This is a genomic window from Pseudomonas sp. PD9R, assembly GCF_019200975.1.
Classification (GTDB): domain Bacteria; phylum Pseudomonadota; class Gammaproteobacteria; order Pseudomonadales; family Pseudomonadaceae; genus Aquipseudomonas.
In genome coordinates, this window is the sequence record NZ_JAHTMR010000015.1 from 137,429 (window position 1) to 155,539 (window position 18,111).

General features: G+C 60.4%; 13 protein-coding genes. All 13 read right to left on the reverse strand.

What is annotated here, in order from left to right; translation table 11 throughout:
* Positions 1-41: 41 nt before the first annotated feature.
* The 13 genes from KUF73_RS24795 to KUF73_RS24855 all read right to left on the reverse strand — a co-directional run bounded on the left by KUF73_RS24795 (position 42) and on the right by KUF73_RS24855 (position 18,008).
* Positions 42-2,819 carry a hybrid sensor histidine kinase/response regulator gene (locus KUF73_RS24795; RefSeq protein WP_218440636.1) on the reverse strand — a complete coding sequence of 926 codons (2,778 nt, stop codon included), beginning with the start codon at positions 2,817-2,819 and terminating at the stop codon, positions 42-44.
* A gap of 99 nt (positions 2,820-2,918) precedes the next feature.
* The gene (purD, locus tag KUF73_RS24800) at positions 2,919-4,214 is read right to left on the reverse strand and encodes a phosphoribosylamine--glycine ligase (RefSeq protein ID WP_218440637.1); all 1,296 of its coding nucleotides are present in this window, start codon (positions 4,212-4,214) and stop codon (positions 2,919-2,921) included.
* Between the two features lie 144 nt (positions 4,215-4,358).
* Positions 4,359-5,966 carry a bifunctional phosphoribosylaminoimidazolecarboxamide formyltransferase/IMP cyclohydrolase gene (purH, locus tag KUF73_RS24805; protein ID WP_218440638.1) on the reverse strand — a complete coding sequence of 536 codons (1,608 nt, stop codon included), beginning with the start codon at positions 5,964-5,966 and terminating at the stop codon, positions 4,359-4,361.
* An 81-nt stretch (positions 5,967-6,047) separates the two neighbouring features.
* Positions 6,048-6,368, reverse strand: a complete 321-nt coding sequence (gene fis / locus KUF73_RS24810) for a DNA-binding transcriptional regulator Fis (protein WP_046819701.1) — start codon at positions 6,366-6,368, stop codon at positions 6,048-6,050.
* Positions 6,365-7,375: a tRNA dihydrouridine synthase DusB gene (dusB, locus tag KUF73_RS24815; RefSeq protein WP_218440639.1), complete on the reverse strand. Its 1,011-nt coding sequence runs from the start codon at positions 7,373-7,375 to the stop codon at positions 6,365-6,367. Before dusB ends, fis begins: the two co-directional genes overlap by 4 nt.
* A 185-nt stretch (positions 7,376-7,560) precedes the next feature.
* Positions 7,561-8,787 carry a DUF3426 domain-containing protein gene (locus KUF73_RS24820; RefSeq protein WP_218440640.1) on the reverse strand — a complete coding sequence of 409 codons (1,227 nt, stop codon included), beginning with the start codon at positions 8,785-8,787 and terminating at the stop codon, positions 7,561-7,563.
* 30 nt (positions 8,788-8,817) lie between these two features.
* Positions 8,818-9,696, reverse strand: a complete 879-nt coding sequence (prmA, locus tag KUF73_RS24825; RefSeq protein ID WP_218440641.1) for a 50S ribosomal protein L11 methyltransferase — start codon at positions 9,694-9,696, stop codon at positions 8,818-8,820.
* Between the two features lie 237 nt (positions 9,697-9,933).
* Complete coding sequence (gene accC, locus KUF73_RS24830; protein ID WP_218440642.1) at positions 9,934-11,292, reverse strand: acetyl-CoA carboxylase biotin carboxylase subunit; 1,359 nt, start codon at positions 11,290-11,292, stop codon at positions 9,934-9,936.
* A gap of 17 nt (positions 11,293-11,309) precedes the next feature.
* Positions 11,310-11,771, reverse strand: coding sequence for an acetyl-CoA carboxylase biotin carboxyl carrier protein (gene accB / locus KUF73_RS24835; protein WP_218440643.1), 462 nt, complete (start codon positions 11,769-11,771; stop codon positions 11,310-11,312).
* Positions 11,772-11,819: 48 nt separating this feature from the next.
* Positions 11,820-12,272, reverse strand: a complete 453-nt coding sequence (gene aroQ / locus KUF73_RS24840) for a type II 3-dehydroquinate dehydratase (protein WP_047536984.1) — start codon at positions 12,270-12,272, stop codon at positions 11,820-11,822.
* Positions 12,273-12,404: 132 nt separating this feature from the next.
* The gene (locus tag KUF73_RS24845) at positions 12,405-14,147 is read right to left on the reverse strand and encodes a protein-disulfide reductase DsbD (RefSeq protein ID WP_218440644.1); all 1,743 of its coding nucleotides are present in this window, start codon (positions 14,145-14,147) and stop codon (positions 12,405-12,407) included.
* Between the two features lie 192 nt (positions 14,148-14,339).
* Positions 14,340-16,286, reverse strand: a complete 1,947-nt coding sequence (locus KUF73_RS24850; protein WP_218440645.1) for a methyl-accepting chemotaxis protein — start codon at positions 16,284-16,286, stop codon at positions 14,340-14,342.
* 51 nt (positions 16,287-16,337) lie between these two features.
* Positions 16,338-18,008: a PleD family two-component system response regulator gene (locus KUF73_RS24855; RefSeq protein WP_218440646.1), complete on the reverse strand. Its 1,671-nt coding sequence runs from the start codon at positions 18,006-18,008 to the stop codon at positions 16,338-16,340.
* Positions 18,009-18,111 lie beyond the last annotated feature (103 nt).

An 18,111-nucleotide genomic window follows, 5' to 3' on the forward strand; every position in this document is an offset into this window, starting at 1 on the left:
AAGTCGAGGGGAGTCTATCAGGCGTTGCGGAGTCTGTCGGCTCAGGACGTTGGTGACGCCGCGCGGTTCTGCTGATCGCGCTGGGCGACCCAGTGTTCGATCAGTTCACGCAGCTGCGACAGTTCGACCGGTTTGGCCATGTGCCCATCCATGCCGGCCTGGCGCGCGCGCTCCTTGTGCTCGGCGAGGATGTGCGCGGTCAACGCGACCACGGGGGTGCGAATCCGCTGGTTGCCGACTTCCCAGGCGCGCAGTTGCTGAGTCGCCGAGAAACCGTCGAGGATCGGCATTTCGCAGTCCATCAACACCAGGTCATAACGCTGGGCCTTCATCGCCTGCAAGGCTTCTTCGCCGTTGCTGGCGGTGTCCGGTTGCAAGTTGAGTTTGCCCAGCATGCCGCGGATAACCTTGGTCGAGATGCTGTTGTCTTCGGCCACCAGAATGCGGAAATCGCTCGGCACTTTCACTGGCAGGGTCGGCCCGGACAACGGCTGTTGCATCACGGCGAGGCCCTTGTTGCGTTGGGTCAGCTCGTCGGCCAGGGTGGTTTTGAGTGTGTAGCCGGCCACAGGTTTGGCGAGGATGCGTTTGATCCCGGAGTTGCGCGCGATGATCTTGCTGGGCGCATTGCTGATACCGGTCAGCATGATCAGCAGGATGTCGTGGTTCAGGCTTGGGTCTTCCTTGATCTTGGCGGCCAGTTGCATGCCGGTCATGCCGGGCATGTTCTGGTCCAGCAGGACCACGTCGAAATAGTCACGCAAGTGGGCCTTGGTGCGCAGCAGCGCCAAGGCTTCCTTGCCGGACGCTACGGCACTGACGTTCAGGCCCCAGGCACTGCACTGCTGCACCAGCACTTTGCGGCAGGTGTCGTTATCGTCCACCACCAATACCCGAGCGCCCTGCAGCGGGCCATCGAGGTCGGAGGTCGGGTGTTCAAGGCGATCAGGGTCCAGCGGCAAAGTCAGCCATAAGGTGCTGCCCTGATTGTTGCCACTCTTGATGCCGAATTCGCCTTGCATCAAACGAATCAACTGGCGGGCGATTACCAGCCCCAGATTGCCGCCCAGGCGGTTGGCCGAAAGGAAGTGCTTGCTGTGCAGTTCCGCGTGCATCAGCGCGTCGCGCTCCTCAGCGTCCATGGGTTCGCCACTGTCCTGCACGGCGATGCGCAGGCGCGGTTTGGCGCTGCGTTCGTCGAGTGCGACGACGATCAGGATTTCGCCTTCATCGGTTTTCTTCAGCGCATTTTCCACCAGGCTCAACAGCGTCTGGCGCAGTCGTGTCGGGTCGCCGCTGATGACTCGCGGCACTTGCGGCTGGATGAAACTGATCAACTCGACGTTCTGTTGTTCGGCCTTGGCGCGGAAGATGCTCAAGCAGTCTTCTATCAATGCGTTGAGATCGAACTGCACATCGTCGAGTTCGATCTGCCCGGATTCGAGTTTGGAGATGTCGAGAATTTCGTTGATCAACGTCAGCAGTTCGTTGCCGGCGCTGTGGATGGTCTGCACATAGTCGCGCTGTTTGACCGAGAGCGGCGTGCCCAGCAGCAACTCGGTCATGCCCAGCACGCCGTTCATCGGAGTGCGGATTTCATGGCTGATCTTCGCCAGGAATTCGGCTTTGGCGTTAATCTCGGCGTTGCTGGCCGCGAGGTCGCGGCTGATGCTGAAACGATCTTCAGTGATGCTGCGCTGACGCTCGCTCAGTGCAATGCTCATCAGCAGGCCGCTGATACAAATGAACGCCAGCAGGGTGGTGATCAGGCCATGGGGTTCGATCAGTGTCAGACCCAGCAGGGCGGGGAGGATGATCAGGATGCCGAGGTTGAAAACCACCATGGCGGCCACGAACAACCGCGCCGGGCGATAGCCTTTCTGCCAGTGAAAAGCGCTGACGAACAACATGGTCAAGCCTGCCAGGGCAACCATTGCGTAGGTGATGATATTCAGCGGCAGCGTGTTGACGAACAGCAGCAGCAGGCCGCAGATCATGATCAACAGGATTTCGCTTACGATCAGTTTGTTCAGCGGGTGCTGGCCCAGGGGCACGAAAAAGCGCAAGGCAAACATCAGGCCGCAGGGCGCCGTCATCAACAAGGCGAGATAGGCGCCTGGCGTCTGCACCCATTGCCAGTTCGGAAGCCAGGGTCCCGCCAGGTTCAGCAGCAGCACCAGGCTGAGCATCAGGCACCCTTCGGAGGCCGCCAGCCAGACGGAGCTGCGCGAGCGGGTGTAGGCGTAGCGAATGAGGTTGTGCAGGATCAGCATGCCAATACAGCCGAGCAGCAGGCCGTAAATCAGTGTCTGGTTCTGATTGGCTGCGGTCAGGACCGCCGATTGCAAGGTGATATAGGGGCGTAACTGGTGTTCGGAGACCAGTCGCAGGTAAACGTCGAGCGGCTTGTCGCTTTGCGGCAGCGGCAGCATCAGATCACTGCTGGGCAGTGGCCGTTCAGCCTGGGGCTGTTCGTTACCTGTCTTCGATTGCTCGATCAGCTTGTCGCCGTCCAGCACGTACATGTTGAAATGCAGCAGGTCGGGCGCGAATACGCGCAGCAATTGCTCATGCTTGCCGGGCGCGAGCCGAAAGCGTAGCCAGAGCGCGCCATCGGGCTCGGCGGCGGTGAGGCGGTCGAGTTCGATGGGGCTGAATTGATTGGTATAGCGGGCGGAACGGATGTCGCTCAGTTGCAGGTCGCCCTGTTCGTCGAGCAATACGGCCCAACCACTGCCTTGCGCGGCTTGAGCCGGGAGCATGCAGAGCAAGGTCAGCAGAGTGACGGTGAAACCTATGGCAATCCTGAGCCAGCGCACGGCGAAATCCCTTCGTAGGTTGATGCCAGAATATAACTATGCGCGGCGGCGGAATAGTCAGGCAAGGGCACGAAGCCCTTGCCTGGCAGAAAGGGTAGCTTATTCCTGATTTTCGCCACGTTCGCGGGCAATGGCGCGGTAGCCAATGTCCTTGCGATAGAAACAACCTTCCCAATCAATTTTTGCTGCCAGCTTGTAAGCCTGCTGTTGAGCCGCATCGACGCTGGCGCCCATGGCCGTGGCGCAGAGTACCCGGCCACCGGCCGTCACGACTTGACCGTCGTTGAGTGCAGTGCCGGCGTGGAAGACTTTGCCTTCCAGTGTTGCGGCTGCATCCAGACCGTTGATGGCTACGCCCTTGGCATAGTCACCAGGATAGCCGCCGGCGGCCAGCACGATACCGACGCTCGGACGTGGATCCCATTGTGCTTCGACCTTGTCCAGCGCCTGCGCCAAAGCGGCTTCGACCAGCAGCACCAGGCTCGACTGCAAACGCAGCATGACCGGTTGGGTCTCAGGGTCGCCGAAACGGCAGTTGAATTCGATGACTTTTGGGTTACCAGCCTTGTCGATCATCAGGCCGGCGTACAGGAAACCCGTGTAGACGTTGCCTTCTTCGGCCATGCCGCGCACGGTCGGCCAGATCACCAGGTCCATCACGCGCTTGTGCACTTCGCTGGTCACTACTGGCGCCGGGGAGTAAGCACCCATGCCGCCGGTGTTCGGACCGGTGTCGCCGTCACCCACGCGTTTGTGGTCCTGGCTGGTGGCCATAGGCAGTACGTTCTTGCCGTCGACCATGACGATGAAGCTGGCTTCTTCGCCGTCCAGGAACTCTTCGATCACGACGCGGGAACCTGCGTCGCCGAAAGCGTTGCCAGCGAGCATGTCGCGCACGGCGTCTTCGGCTTCAGTCAGGGTCATGGCAACAATCACGCCTTTACCGGCGGCCAGGCCATCCGCCTTGATCACGATCGGTGCGCCTTTTTCACGCAGATAAGCCAGGGCTGGCTCGATCTCGGTGAAGTTCTGGTAGTCGGCGGTCGGAATCTTGTGGCGAGCCAGGAAGTCCTTGGTGAAAGCCTTCGAACCTTCCAGCTGGGCGGCACCTGCGGTCGGGCCGAAGCAATCCAGGCCTCGGGAGCGGAACAGATCGACAACGCCGGCAACCAGTGGCACTTCCGGGCCAACGATGGTCAGGGAGACGTTTTTCTCGGCAAAGTCTGCAAGCTGTTCGAGTGCCAGCACGTCGATGGCGACGTTTTCGCACTTGGCTTCGATGGCGGTACCGGCGTTGCCCGGGGCGACAAACACTTTCTGCACGCGCGGATCCTGAGCCACTTTCCAGGCCAGGGCGTGTTCACGGCCACCGCTGCCAATGATCAAAACATTCATTTCAAAAACCTCAAGAATCTGTGGGTCCTTGTAGGAGCTGTCGAGTGCAACGAGGCTGCGATCTTTTGATTTTGCTTTGAAAAAACCAGATCAAAAGATCGCAGCCTCGTTGCACTCGACAGCTCCTACAGGGGGAGCGGTCTATCAGTGACGGAAGTGGCGCATGCCGGTGAAGACCATGGCGATGCCCGCTTCGTCTGCCGCTGCAATCACTTCGTTGTCGCGCATCGAGCCGCCTGGCTGGATCACCGCAGTGATACCGACCTTGGCCGCGTTGTCGATGCCATCGCGGAACGGGAAGAATGCATCGGATGCCATGACCGCACCCTGCACTTGCAGGCCAGCGTGTTCAGCCTTGATCGCGGCAATACGCGCCGAGTTCACGCGGCTCATCTGGCCTGCGCCGACACCGATGGTCTGGCGGTTCTTGGCGTAGACGATGGCGTTGGACTTGACGTACTTGGCGACTTTCCAGGCGAAGATCAGGTCGTGGATTTCCTGTTCGGTCGGTGCACGTTTGGTCACGACTTTCAGGTCATCGGCGCCGATCATGCCGATATCGCGGCTCTGTACCAGCAGGCCACCGTTCACACGCTTGTAGTCCCAGGCAGCGGCACGGTCAGCCGACCACTCGCCGCAGGCCAGCAGGCGTACGTTGGCTTTGGCGGCGACGATGGCCCGGGCTTCTGCGCTGACGCTTGGGGCGATGATCACTTCGACGAACTGACGCTCGACGATCGCCTTGGCGGTTTCAGCATCCAGCTCGCGGTTGAAGGCGATGATTCCGCCGAACGCGGATTCGGTGTCGGTGGCGTAGGCCAGTTCGTAGGCCTGACGGATACCGCCTTCAGCGTCCGGGCTCACGGCCACGCCGCATGGGTTGGCGTGCTTGACGATGACGCAGGCTGGTTTGACGAAGCTTTTCACGCACTCCAGCGCGGCGTCGGTGTCGGCCACGTTGTTGTACGACAGCTCTTTGCCCTGCAGTTGGGTCGCGGTGGCGATGCCGACTTCGGCAGGCTTGGCTTCCACGTAGAATGCCGCGCTCTGGTGCGGGTTCTCGCCGTAGCGCATTTCCTGGGCCTTGATGAACTGGCTGTTGAAGGTGCGTGGGAATTCGCTGCGGCCTTCTGTGCTGAGGGTCTCAGCAGCCTGGTTCACGGTGCCCATGTAGTTGGCGATCATGCCGTCGTAGGCGGCGGTGTGCTCGAAGGCCTTGAGCATCAGGTCGAAACGCTGAGCGTAGGTCAGGCCGCCGGCCTTGAGGCTTTCCAAAACGGTGCCGTAGTCGCCGGCGTTAACCACGATGGCCACGTCTTTGTGGTTTTTAGCGGCGGAACGGACCATGGTCGGGCCGCCGATGTCGATGTTCTCGATCGCGGTCGGCAGGTCGCAGCCTGGCTTGGTGATGGTGGCTTCGAACGGGTAGAGGTTGACGGCTACCAGGTCGATCGGCTTGATGCCGTGCTCGTTCATGATGGCATCGTCGATACCGCGACGACCGAGGATCCCACCGTGGATTTTCGGGTGCAGGGTCTTGACCCGACCGTCCATCATTTCGGCAAAACCGGTGTAATCCGCGACTTCCACTGCGGCAACGCCGTTGTCCTGCAGCAACTTGAACGTCCCGCCGGTGGAGAGGATCTCGACGCCCAGGGCTTCAAGTTCTTTGGCGAATTCAAGGATCCCGGTCTTGTCGGAAACGCTGATCAAGGCGCGGCGGATCGGCAGGCGGGTAGTCTGGTCGGTCATTTCAATTTCCATCAAAAGCAAAGGAGTCAGCAAAAAAGGCGACCGGTTTTACGCGGGCGCCTTTCTGGTTTGATTGAATGCTTACAGCAAATCGTACTGCTTGAGTTTCTTGCGCAGCGTGCCTCGGTTGAGTCCGAGCATCTCGCTGGCCTTGGTCTGGTTGCCCTTGACGTAGTTCATCACGCACTCGAGCAGGGGAGCCTCGACTTCGGAGAGCACCAGGTTGTACACATCCGTGACGGCAGCGCCCTCAAGGTGGGCGAAATAATTGTGCAGCGCCTTCTCGACACTCCCACGAAGGGTCTGACCCTCTTCGCTCGGGGTATTGAGGTGCTGTTTCAAATTTACGTTGTCGCTCACGGGTGCAGTTCCACTCACTAAAGTCTCGGTCATCATCGTCATGCGGCCACCCCCTCTCCGTCCCCTGTCAGGCTCTTGTAACGTTCAGCGAAGAAGCCCTGAACGTTGGCGCATTGTGCTTCCGTATCTTCCAAACGATTGAAGTGGGCGCGAAACTCCCTGGCGCCCGGCAAGGTTGCGAGATACCAGCCCACATGCTTTCGAGCAATGCGTACGCCCATCACGTCTCCATAGAAGACGTGCAGCGCAGCCAGATGCTCTAGCAGAATGCGTTCCACCTCGATCAATTCCAGCGCCGGGAGTTTCTCGCCGGTACGCAGGAAATGGTCGATCTCGCGAAAAATCCATGGCCGCCCCTGGGCAGCCCGGCCAATCAACAGGCCGTCGACACCGGTCGCGTCGAGCACGTATCGGGCCTTTTCCGGCGAATCAATATCGCCATTGGCGAAGACCGGCATCGACACCGCCTGCTTGATCGCGGCGATGGTGTCGTACTCGGCTTCACCGGTGTACAAATCGGCACGGGTGCGGCCATGGACCGCCAACGCCGTAATGCCTGCCTGCTCGGCGATCTTCGCCACGGTCAGGCCGTTCTTGTTGTCCCGGTCCCAGCCGGTACGGATCTTCAGGGTCACCGGCACATCAACCGCAGCCACGACGGCTTGCAGGATCTCGGTGACCAATGCTTCATCTTTCAACAGTGCGGAACCGGCAGCCTTGTTGCAGACCTTCTTGGCCGGGCAGCCCATGTTGATATCAATAATCTGTGCGCCCAGTTCGACGTTGGCCCGGGCCGCATCCGCCAGCATCTGCGCGTCACCACCGGCGATCTGTACCGAGCGTGGCTCGGGATCACCTTCGTGAATCATGCGCATCCGCGACTTGCGGGTGTTCCACAAACTCATGTCGCTGGTGACCATTTCCGAGACTACTAGCCCCGCGCCCAATCGCTTGCACAGCTGACGAAAGGGTTGGTCGGTGACGCCCGCCATCGGGGCGAGAATCAAGCCGTTGTGTAATGTGTATGGACCGATGCGTACCGCCGACATAGGACTTCCCTGTTGTGGGGCCGGATCATGAGAGTTCGAAAAAGGGTTGGCATGATACCCGCTCTCGATGACTGGATAAAGGCTGAATTGAACAAAATCTGAACAGTTATTCTGTTATCGCCAGCGGTTTGGTCCGCGCAGGCAAAGTCGGAAAGCTGTCGTCAATTGGCAATCAGTGAACCGTTTCACTCGGGTGAGTGGAAGCTCAGGCTGTAGTTCACTGCTTTGGCGCCTGGATCGAGAATGTCCAGCGCGATGTGGATCGGCGTTTGCGGTGGCATTTCGACCATGCCTTCGAGGTCGCCGTTGAGGTACTCGCCGGGCTTGAAGCGACGGCTGGCGATCAGGTGGCCGTTGAGATCGGCAAAACGCAGTTCCAGCAAGGGGAACGGCTGGGAGAAGGGGGCGCGGTTGTAGATGATCGCATCGACGACCAGAGCACCGTTGAATTCCGGATGGCTGCGGACCACCAGGTTGCTGCTTTTGATTTTCGCGATGTCGACTTTGGATGGCACGGTGCAACCGATTTGCGGGCACAGTTGCTGGAACCACGGACGGTATTGGTCCTGGCGCGCCAGTTCATCGAAGTGATACGCGACGTACTGGCCGACGAGGGCTCCGGCACCGAGCAAGATCAGTAGCAGCCAGAAGAGCCGGCGCCCCCACGGCGAGCGGCGTTTTTGCCAGTCGAGTTGCAGCGGATCGTCAGTCAGGTCCTGCAGCACCTCGGCGCGCACGCCGGGCTCACTGCGTTCGCGTCGTTTGCGCAGTGGCTCGATAGACGGCAGGTTATCGTCGATCTCATCGGTTGCCGTTGCCGAAAGGCGTTCGTGATGAGTCGGTGCGTCGAGCGGGTCATGCAAGCGCAGTTGTGGCGGCTGTGCTTCGTCGTCGGCTTCGACGGGTTCCAGGGACAGCGAAGGTTCGGTGCGCGAGGGTTTGCTCGGTTCGAGTTCCAGCTCCGGCAGATCGTCTTCATCGACCAGGGCGCGATCGGCAGCGGACTCGCTGAACAGGCTGTCGGACCAGGGTTCTTCCGTTTCGGTGTTATCACGGTGGGCGCTGAGCGTGTCTTCGCGATGGCGGTTGAATTCGGTGGTGGGCTGGATTTCCCGCTGTTCGAGCCGGGCGAGTTCTTCGTCGAGGTCGAGACTGTCCAGGTCCAGTTCGGCGGCGGTCCACTGCTTTTGGCTGATGGCCCTGGGTTCTGACGGTCCCGGTGTTTCGACAGTGACCGGAGTGACCGGCGCGACAGGATCTTTGCCGGCCTGCTCAAGCAATTGCTTGGCGGCATTGAATACCTGCAGGCATGAGCCACACCGAACGACCCCGCGGGCCACGCTCAACTGAGCATGGCTGACGCGGAAGCTGGTTTGGCAATGCGGGCACTGGGTGACGAAGCTGTCGGTCATGCGGCGATCCGGTCTGTGCAGGTGCTCATTCTAGCGCCGACGGCCGGTAATGCGCACCCAGCCATCGCGATTGGCGATCGGATCCAGATCGAAGTCCTTGGCATAGGCGGCTGCGATGTCCTCACCTTGCTCGGCGAGGATGCCCGACAGGGCCAGGCGACCACCCGGCTTGACCAAGCTGGACAATTGCGGTGCCAGAGACACCAGCGGGCCGGCAAGAATATTGGCGACCAGCACGTCAGCCTGAACTGGCGGCAAGTCTTCCGGCAGGTACAGCGGGAACAGTTCTTCGGCGATATTGTTGCGCCCGGCGTTGTCGCGGGAGGCTTCCAGCGCCTGTACGTCGATGTCGGTGCCGACGGCTTCCTTGGCGCCCAGCAACAGGGCGGCAATTGCCAGAATCCCTGAGCCGCAGCCGAAATCGAGCACGTTGCAATCTTTCAGGTCCTGGCCGTCCAGCCATTCCAGGCACAGAGCGGTAGTCGGGTGGGTGCCGGTACCGAACGCCAGACCCGGGTCCAGCAGCAGGTTCACGGCGTCAGGCTCAGGAGCGGCGTGCCAGCTCGGGACGATCCACAGGCGCTGGCCGAAACGCATCGGCTGGAAACCGTCCATCCAGCTGCGTTCCCAGTCCTGATCTTCGATGATTTCGCTGTGATGCTCGGGCAGCGGGCTGCCGGTCAGCAACTCCAGGTGAGCCAGTACCGGGCCGGCTTCGGTGCCGCCCTCGAACAGGGCCAGCAGATGGGTGTGCGACCACAACGGCGTGGTATTGAGTTCCGGCTCGAAGATCGGCTGATCTTCGGCGTCCATGAAGGTCACCGACACGGCGCCCACTTCAAGGAAAGCGTCTTCGTAGGTTTCGGCTTGTTCTGGGCTGATGGCGAGACGTACTTGCAGCCAAGGCATGGCGGGCACCTTTGAAAAATATTGATTGCAGCCTAGCGGGCCGCGAGAAGCGCGCAAGTTTACGCGAGCGCGGAGCAGAAGACGACCATGGTTGATCGCGCGGTGATGCCGAAAAGATCGCAGCCTGCGGCAGCTCCTACACGGGCCATGTAGGAGTTGCCGAAGGCTGCGATCTTTTGATCTTGCTTCAGAAACAACAAAGCCGCCCGAAGGCGGCTTTGTTGATCGGGTCGAAGCTTAGTGCTTCTCGCCAGCCAGCTTGTGCTCGAGGTAGTGAATGTTCACGCCCCCTTTGCAGAAGCCTTCATCGCGGGTCAGGTCACGGTGCAGCGGGATGTTGGTCTTGATCCCGTCGACCACGATCTCGTCCAGAGCATTGCGCATACGCGCCATGGCTTCGTCACGGGTTGCGCCGTAGGTGATCAGCTTGCCGATCAACGAGTCGTAGTTCGGCGGAACGGCATAACCACTGTACAGGTGCGAATCGACGCGAACGCCGTTGCCGCCTGGCGCGTGGAAGTGCTTGACCGTGCCCGGGCTTGGCATGAAGGTTTTCGGGTCTTCAGCGTTGATCCGGCATTCCAGTGCGTGACCGCGAATGACCACGTCATCCTGGGTGAACGACAGTGGGTTGCCAGCGGCGATGCTGAGCATCTCCTTGACGATGTCGATGCCTGTGACCATTTCCGAAACCGGGTGCTCTACCTGGACACGAGTGTTCATCTCGATGAAGTAGAACGCGCCGTTCTCGTACAGGAACTCGAAAGTGCCTGCGCCACGGTAGCCGATGTCGATGCACGCCTTGACGCAGCGGGCGAAGACTTCCTGGCGAGCCTTCTCGTCGATGCCCGGTGCCGGCGCTTCTTCGAGAACTTTCTGGTGGCGACGTTGCAGCGAGCAGTCGCGGTCACCCAGGTGGATGGCATGGCCCTGGCCGTCGGAAAGTACCTGGACTTCCACGTGACGTGGGTTGGTCAGGAATTTTTCCAGATAGACCATCGAGTTGCCGAACGCTGCGCCTGCCTCTGTGCGAGTCAGTTTGGCAAAGGAGATCAGGTCTTCTTCTTTATGCACAACGCGCATGCCGCGACCACCACCGCCGCCAGCGGCTTTGATGATTACCGGATAACCGACTTCGCGACCGATGCGCAGAGCGGTTTCTTCGTCTTCCGGCAGCGGACCGTCTGAACCAGGAACGGTGGGTACGCCAGCGGCGATCATCGCGTGCTTGGCCGAAACCTTGTCGCCCATCAGGCGGATGGTTTCAGCTTTCGGGCCGATGAAGGCAAAGCCGGAGTTCTCGACCTGTTCGGCGAAGTCGGCGTTTTCCGCGAGGAAACCGTAGCCAGGGTGAATGGCGGTGGCGCCAGTCACTTCAGCCGCGGCGATGATGGCCGGGATGTGCAGGTAAGAGTGGGCGGCCGATGCCGGACCGATGCAGACGGACTCGTCTGCCAGGCCCAAGTGCATCAGTTCCTTGTCAGCCTTGGAATAAACGGCGACGGTCTTGATGCCCATCTCTTTGCAGGCGCGCAGAATCCGCAGTGCGATCTCACCGCGGTTGGCGATCAGAACTTTTTCCAACTTCGCAGTCATCAAAGGCTCTCCGCGGTTCAAACGATGGTGAACAGCGGTTGGTCGTACTCAACCGGCTGGCCGTCTTCGACGAGGATGGATTCGATCACACCGCTGGTTTCAGCTTCGATGTGGTTCATCATCTTCATCGCTTCAACGATGCACAGGGTGTCGCCTTTCTTCACGGTCTGGCCAACTTCTACGAAGGACGGCGAGGTTGGCGAAGATTTGCGGTAGAACGTGCCGACCATTGGCGAACGGGCAACGGTGCCGTTCAGCACTGGGGCGGCCGGTGCAGCAGGGGCAGCGGCAGCAGCCGGAGCAGCAGCGACAGGCGCCGGAGCTGGCGCGTGCATTGGAGCCGGTGCGTAGTACTGCTGAGCCGGGGTCTTGCTGTGACGACTGATGCGTACGGACTCTTCGCCTTCCTTGATCTCGAGCTCGTCGATGCCGGACTCTTCCAGCAATTCGATCAGTTTCTTAACTTTACGGATATCCATGAATCATCAACTCCCAAGGGTCGGTCAGGGGCGTTCAACGCTTGTTGTTCAAGCCGTTGCCTGTCTTTCAAGCTGCTCTAGTGCGGCCTCCAGGGCCAGTCGATAACCGCTGGCGCCAAGGCCGCAGATCACTCCCACCGCTACGTCGGAGAAGTAAGAGTGATGGCGGAAAGGTTCGCGTTTGTGCACGTTAGACAAATGCACTTCGATGAATGGGATGCTCACCGCCAGCAGCGCGTCACGTAATGCGACACTTGTATGCGTAAAAGCTGCCGGGTTGATCAAAATGAAGTCCACGCCTTCAGTGCGAGCGGCGTGGATGCGGTCGATCAATTCATACTCGGCATTGCTTTGCAGATGCAGCAGGTGGTGGCCGGCTTCGCGGGCACGGCGTTCCAGGTCCTGGTTGATCTGCGCCAGTGTCGTGGCGCCGTAGGTGCCCGGTTCGCGGGTACCAAGCAAGTTCAGGTTGGGTCCGTGCAGAACCAGTAGCGTCGCCATCGGCTGTTCCTATGTTATCTATGTGCAATTGTCAGAACCCGGCGACTATGCCGCAAAGCCTTTGTGACTGTCCAGTTCTCTGCAATAGCCAGCACGATGTCCGATGTTTGCGCGAAATATATGACCGCTTGATTAAATCCGGTCATTCGCCTTGGCGACACGTTCGGCGAAGTCCGTGGCGTTGATCTCGCCGATCACCCGCACATCGGCGCGCTCGACGCCATCCTTGCCGAAAAACATCAGCGCCGGAGGACCAAACAGCTTGTAGCGGTCGAGCAGGGTGCGTTGCTGCGCATTGCTGTCGGTGATGTCGAAACGGATCAGCCGATAACCCTTGAGGCGTTCAACCACGGTAGCGTCGTTGAGCACTTCGTGTTCGATGACTTTGCAGCTGATGCACCAATCGGCGTACCAGTCGAGCAGTAGCGGTGTGCCGGACGCCCGGGCTTCGGCCAGCATGCGGTCGAGGTCCGCCGGGGTGCTGACGGTTTGCCAGGGGGTGGTGTTTGGCGTTGATTCGGTGGCGACAACCGTACGTGTCTGGCCAATCGGGTTGAACGGATCAGTCTGGCCGCTGAAGGCGCCGTACCAACAGGCCAGTGCGTAAAACACCAGGAACATCCCGAGCAATTGGCCCAGGCGTTTTCTCGGCGGTTTGTAGACGAACTCCAGCGCGCCCATGAACAAACCGACGCCACCGGCCAGCAGGCCGATCAGCAACAAGGTGATCTGGCCCGGCAATACCCGGCTGAGCAAGCCGATCGCCAGCCCCAGCAGCAGCACGCCAATCGCGTTTTTCACGTAGATCATCCATGGCCCGCTTTTTGGCAGCCATGCGGCTCCGCCAGTGGCCACCAGCAGCAGCGGCGCACCCATGCCGAGGCCGAGCATGAACAGTTTCAGACCGCCGCCCAGTGCATCGCCGCTGGCACTGATGTAAAGCAGCGCACCGGCCAGCGGTGCCGATACGCAGGGCGAAACCAGCAGGCTGGACACCACGCCCAGCACCGCTGCGCCCCACAACGAACCGCCTTCGGTGCGCCCGGCAATCCGGTCCAGCCGGCTACTGATTGCATGCGGCAACTTGAGTTCGAAAACGCCGAACATGGCCAAGGCAAACAGCGCAAAAAACATTGCAAACGGCACCAGCACCCAGGCCGATTGCAGGCGCGCCTGCAAATTGAGCTGTGCGCCAAACATCCCCATTAACGCACCGAGCAACGCAAAGCAGGCCGCCATTGGCAACACGTAGGCCAGCGACAAGTTGAAACCGCGCAAGCCGCCGACCTGGCCGCGCAGCACCACACCGGAAAGGATCGGCAGCATCGGCAGTACGCAAGGCGTAAAGGTCAGGCCCAGCCCGGCAAGGAAAAACAACGCCAGCTCGCGCCATCCCCAGGCATGACTTGTTGTAGCGCCGTTGCCATCGATGCTCAGGCGTTCGGTCTCGGGCGGATAGCACAAGCCTTTGTCGGCGCAGCCCTGATAGGTCACCGTCAGGGTGAACGCGCGCTGATCGGTGCGCGGCAGTACGACATCGAGAATGCCGTGGTAGACCTCGACGTCGCCGAAGTACTCATCGTGCTTTTTTTGCCCGTCAGGAAGTTGCGCGGTGCCGAGGGCGACGTCAGCCGGATCGGCGCGGAATTGAAAGCGATGTCGGTAGAGGTAGTAGCCCTCGGTGGCGACGAAGCGCAGCTTGATTGATTGCGGTGTGCTTTCTACCAGGCTCAGTTGAAAGGCTTCGCGCACCGGCAGGAAGTCGGCGCTGTTGTTGATCGAGCCCAGGGTCGAATTTGGCCGAGTGTCCAGCAACCCGGCGGCGGTAGCCGGCAGGGCGAGCACTAGAAACAGCAGGTAGAGCAAACGGCGCATGACTATCTCGCGTTTCAAAGGTGCGGGAATGATAGCGGAGTCGCCTCGGGTCCGTATGTAGGAGCCCGTTGGAGCCGGTAGGAGCTGTCGAGTGAAACGAGGCTGCGATCTTTTGATCTTGATCTTAAAACCAAAAAGATCGCAGCCTCGTTTCACTCGACAGCTCCTACCAGCTCCTGCAAATGAATGCGATTAGAGGCGGAAGGCCTGGACGGCTGTGTGCAATCGCCCGCCCAGTACCAGCAAATTCTCCCCTTGCTCGCGCCCTTCGCCGATACGCAGCAAGTTGTCCCCACCCAACTGGTGAATCCGTTCGCTGTGATCGCGGATTTCGCTGACTGCACCACTCTGTTGGGCGGTGACATCGGCGATGCGTACGGCGGTGTCGGAAATGGTCTGGATTGCCCCGACAATTTTATCCAGTGCGCCGTCAGCGGCCTGCGCCTGGTTGGCCGTGGCTTCGGCGTGTTCGACCTGGGCGCGCATGCCTTCGACCGATTGTCGCGCGGCAGTTTGCAGGCCGGCGATCAGCGTCTGGATTTCGGCGGTGGCACCGGCGGTGCGTTGCGCCAGTGAGCGGACTTCTTCTGCCACCACAGCAAAACCGCGGCCCATTTCCCCGGCGCGGGCTGCTTCGATGGCGGCGTTCAGGGCCAGCAAGTTGGTCTGGTCGGCAATCGAACGGATCACCGTCAAGACACCGCCGATGGTGCCGGACTCTTCGGCCAGGTGCTCGATCATCTGCGCATTGCCCTGCACTTCTTCCACCAACGCATGCAGGCCGGTGAGGCTCAGGCCAATGACCTTCTGCCCATGCTCCACTGCCAGGCCGGCATGGCGGCTGGCATCGGCGGCCTGGCTGGCGTCACCGGCGACTTGCTGGATGGTCGCTTCCAGTTCGCCGAGGGAATCGCGGATCAGTGCCGTGTCGCTCGCCTGATGTTCGGCACCACTGTGCAAGTCATTGCTCAGCTCGGCCAGGGTTCGGCTGCTGCCAGCCACCTGTTCGGCATTGAGGCGAATGGTCCCTACCAAGTCCACCAGATAGGCGCGCAGGCGATTGAGCGACGCTTCGATGTCATGCAGTTCGCGATTGGTCGCGCCCAATTGAATGTCCCGGCTGAAGTCGCCCTCGGCCCAGGTCGACAGGGCGGGTGCCAGGTTGGTCAGCGTCCGCGCCAGGCGCCGTTGCAGGGTGTCGATGAGCAGGGCGATCAGCAGGATCAGGCCGATCATCACGCCTTGCATCAGTCGCACTTCACCCTGGATCTGCCCGTGTTGCGCACGAACAACAGGCTCCAGACCCGCGATGGCTTGCTGTACGGCGGCGATTTTCAGGTGAGTCGCCGTGCTGAGGTCGGCGCGTTTCTGGATCTGGTCGCGGGTGCGCGCCAGTTCTGCCGGGTAGCGAGTGAGCAGGCTGTTGAGTTCACGCTTGAAACCGACGCCGGCATCTTCGGCGACGGTTTTCTCAGTGTTCTCCAGCCCCATCATCGCGGCGAAATCGTCGGTATTTGATTCGCTGCTGGCGGCCACGCCCAACAGGGGCAGGGCGTCCAGTTGTCCGGCTTGAGTGCGGAGGCTGGTGACTTCGCGCTCGACATCGGCGGCCAGTTCGCTGCGACCGCTGCTGACCAACTTATCCCGGGCCAGCGACAGTTTGCCCAAATGCTGGGACGCGGCGAGCAGCGGTGTCAGGTACGCCGCATTGCCGCTGGCGTACTGGCTGAGTTGATCAAGGCTGGCACCCAGTTCCCGCTCTGCTTGCAGCAACAGGGCTTGCGGGTCACCCGCGAGTTTACCGGCGGCCAGCAGGTCGGTTTTGCTGAATTCGTCAAGGGTCGTCAGACTGGGGCGCAAGGTTTCGGCGAGTGCCGGTGGCAGCTCGCCGAGTTCTTTCTGCAAGCCATCGATAGCCTGGCTGGCGCTGCTCAAGCGCAGGGCATCGCCACTGGCCAGGTAATCTTCAATGTTGCGCGCCACTTGATTTTGAAACTGCTGGGACAGGCCAAGGTAACGCTCCATTAATAGATAAGGGCGTTCGAGGGCTTTTTGCGACCACCAGAGCGTGGCACCGAGCGCCACGCACACGGCAACTAAAAGAAGAGTATTGAGATTGGTCAGCAACTTCAGGCGCATTTTTGTCTACCAACGACAGAGTGGTAAGCGCCTGAATTTATTGCGTTTCTGTTACAGGGTTATGACGGAAGGGGTCATTAGCGATGAAAAAGTGGCACTTTGCTTTGACGTCCGGGCAGCCTGTACGCGATTACGCCCGGCGTCTTTTGCGCGATATAGCGCCTCGTCCGCCTGGCTCGCCATCAACAGGCTGTCGGAGTTTTCGTACCACTCGACCACCCCGGCGCTGAAGGTGCACCACAGGTCATGGGGTTGCGCCGGGTAGTGAATTTCGGCAAATCGCTGACGGATTTCATCGAGTACGGCGTAGGCCGCTTCGAGATCGGTGTCGGGCATGACGATGGCGAATTCTTCACCGCCGTAACGGCCGATGAAGTCGGTCTTGCGCAAACGTTGCTTGAGGAACAGTGCCAGGCTCTTGATCACCCGGTCGCCCATGGGGTGGCCGTGGCTATCATTGACCCGCTTGAAGTGGTCGATGTCGAGCATCGCAAAGCTCAGCGGCTTGTTCTCGCGGCGGGCACGGAACGAGCAGTCTTCGAGCAGTTGCAGAATGTGGGTGTGGTTGTACAAACCGGTAAGGCTGTCGCGAACCATTCGTGCTTTCAGGTTGCGGGCCCGCGCCGCTCGGTTGCGCACGGTGGTAATCAGGTGCCGGGGCTTGATCGGCTTGGTCAGGAAGTCGTCGCCGCCTTCACTCATGGCGTCGAGTTGCTTGTCCAGGTCGTCTTCGGCCGACAGGTAAATGATCGGCACACTGACATAGCGGTCGTTGTGGCGGATCACCTTGGCCAGTTCGGTGCCGGTGCAGGCGGGCATGTACATGTCGAGGATGATCAGGTCTGGCTGGAAATCCGCCAGTTCGGCCATGGCCTGGATCGGCTCGATCAAGGTCCGGGTCACGATCCCTGCACTATTAAGCAGGCGCTCGGTGTGCAAGGCCTGGGCGCGGGAATCGTCGATGATCAGCACTTTATAGGGTTCGTACTGCGCGACGCAGGTCAGGACTTCGATTTTCTCCAGCAGGCTCGACGCTTCGAGGGTGCCGGTGAGGAACTCCTGGCCACCGGCACGCACCGCAGCGAGGCGGGTCGGGGTGTCGGTTTCGTGCAGGCTGAAGAACAGCAGCGGCAAACGGTGATCGAGACCTTCCTGGGCTTCGGCGGCCAATTTCAGCCCGATGCCGGGGCCGCTGAAATCGACGTCCATGACGATGGCTGCCGGCAATCGCTCGACCATTGAGGAGCGAAACGCCGCCACACTGTCCAGGGACTGGGCGCTAAGCCCGAAGAATTCCAGTTGTTTGGCCAGGCGCTCGCCACGTTCGTGATCCTGCAGCATCACGTAAATCGGCTTGCGCAACGGCGGCAGGAACGTTTGGTCGAGTTGATCGCCATGGCGCAGCCCGGTACGTGACAGGCGCTGCATCAAGCGGTTGAGGTCAGTGATCAGTCCGCTGCTCAGGCGTCCGCGATTGGCGTCGACAGCCTCCAGCGACTGGCCGATGTGGCGTGCCAGTTGCGTGTGTTCAGGTTGTTCGAAGCGCTCGGCGAAACGTAGCAGGCGCAAATTGGCCTCGCTCAGTTCCGACAGATCGTTGATGGACCATTCGGTGTGCTGCAGGCGCTGCCATATCTCAAGAATCTGACGTGCTTGATGAATTACCCGCTGGGCAAAGTGATGCTTGAGGCGCTCGCGGCTGGGGTCTTCTTGCTCGGTCATATCCTGACTACTAGTTAGGGTGCACGCTGAGGTCGACTGGTGGCTCTATGCTAGCACCTCTTTTCGATTGCATGAGTGCTGTACGTCAACAATCTGCAATGTG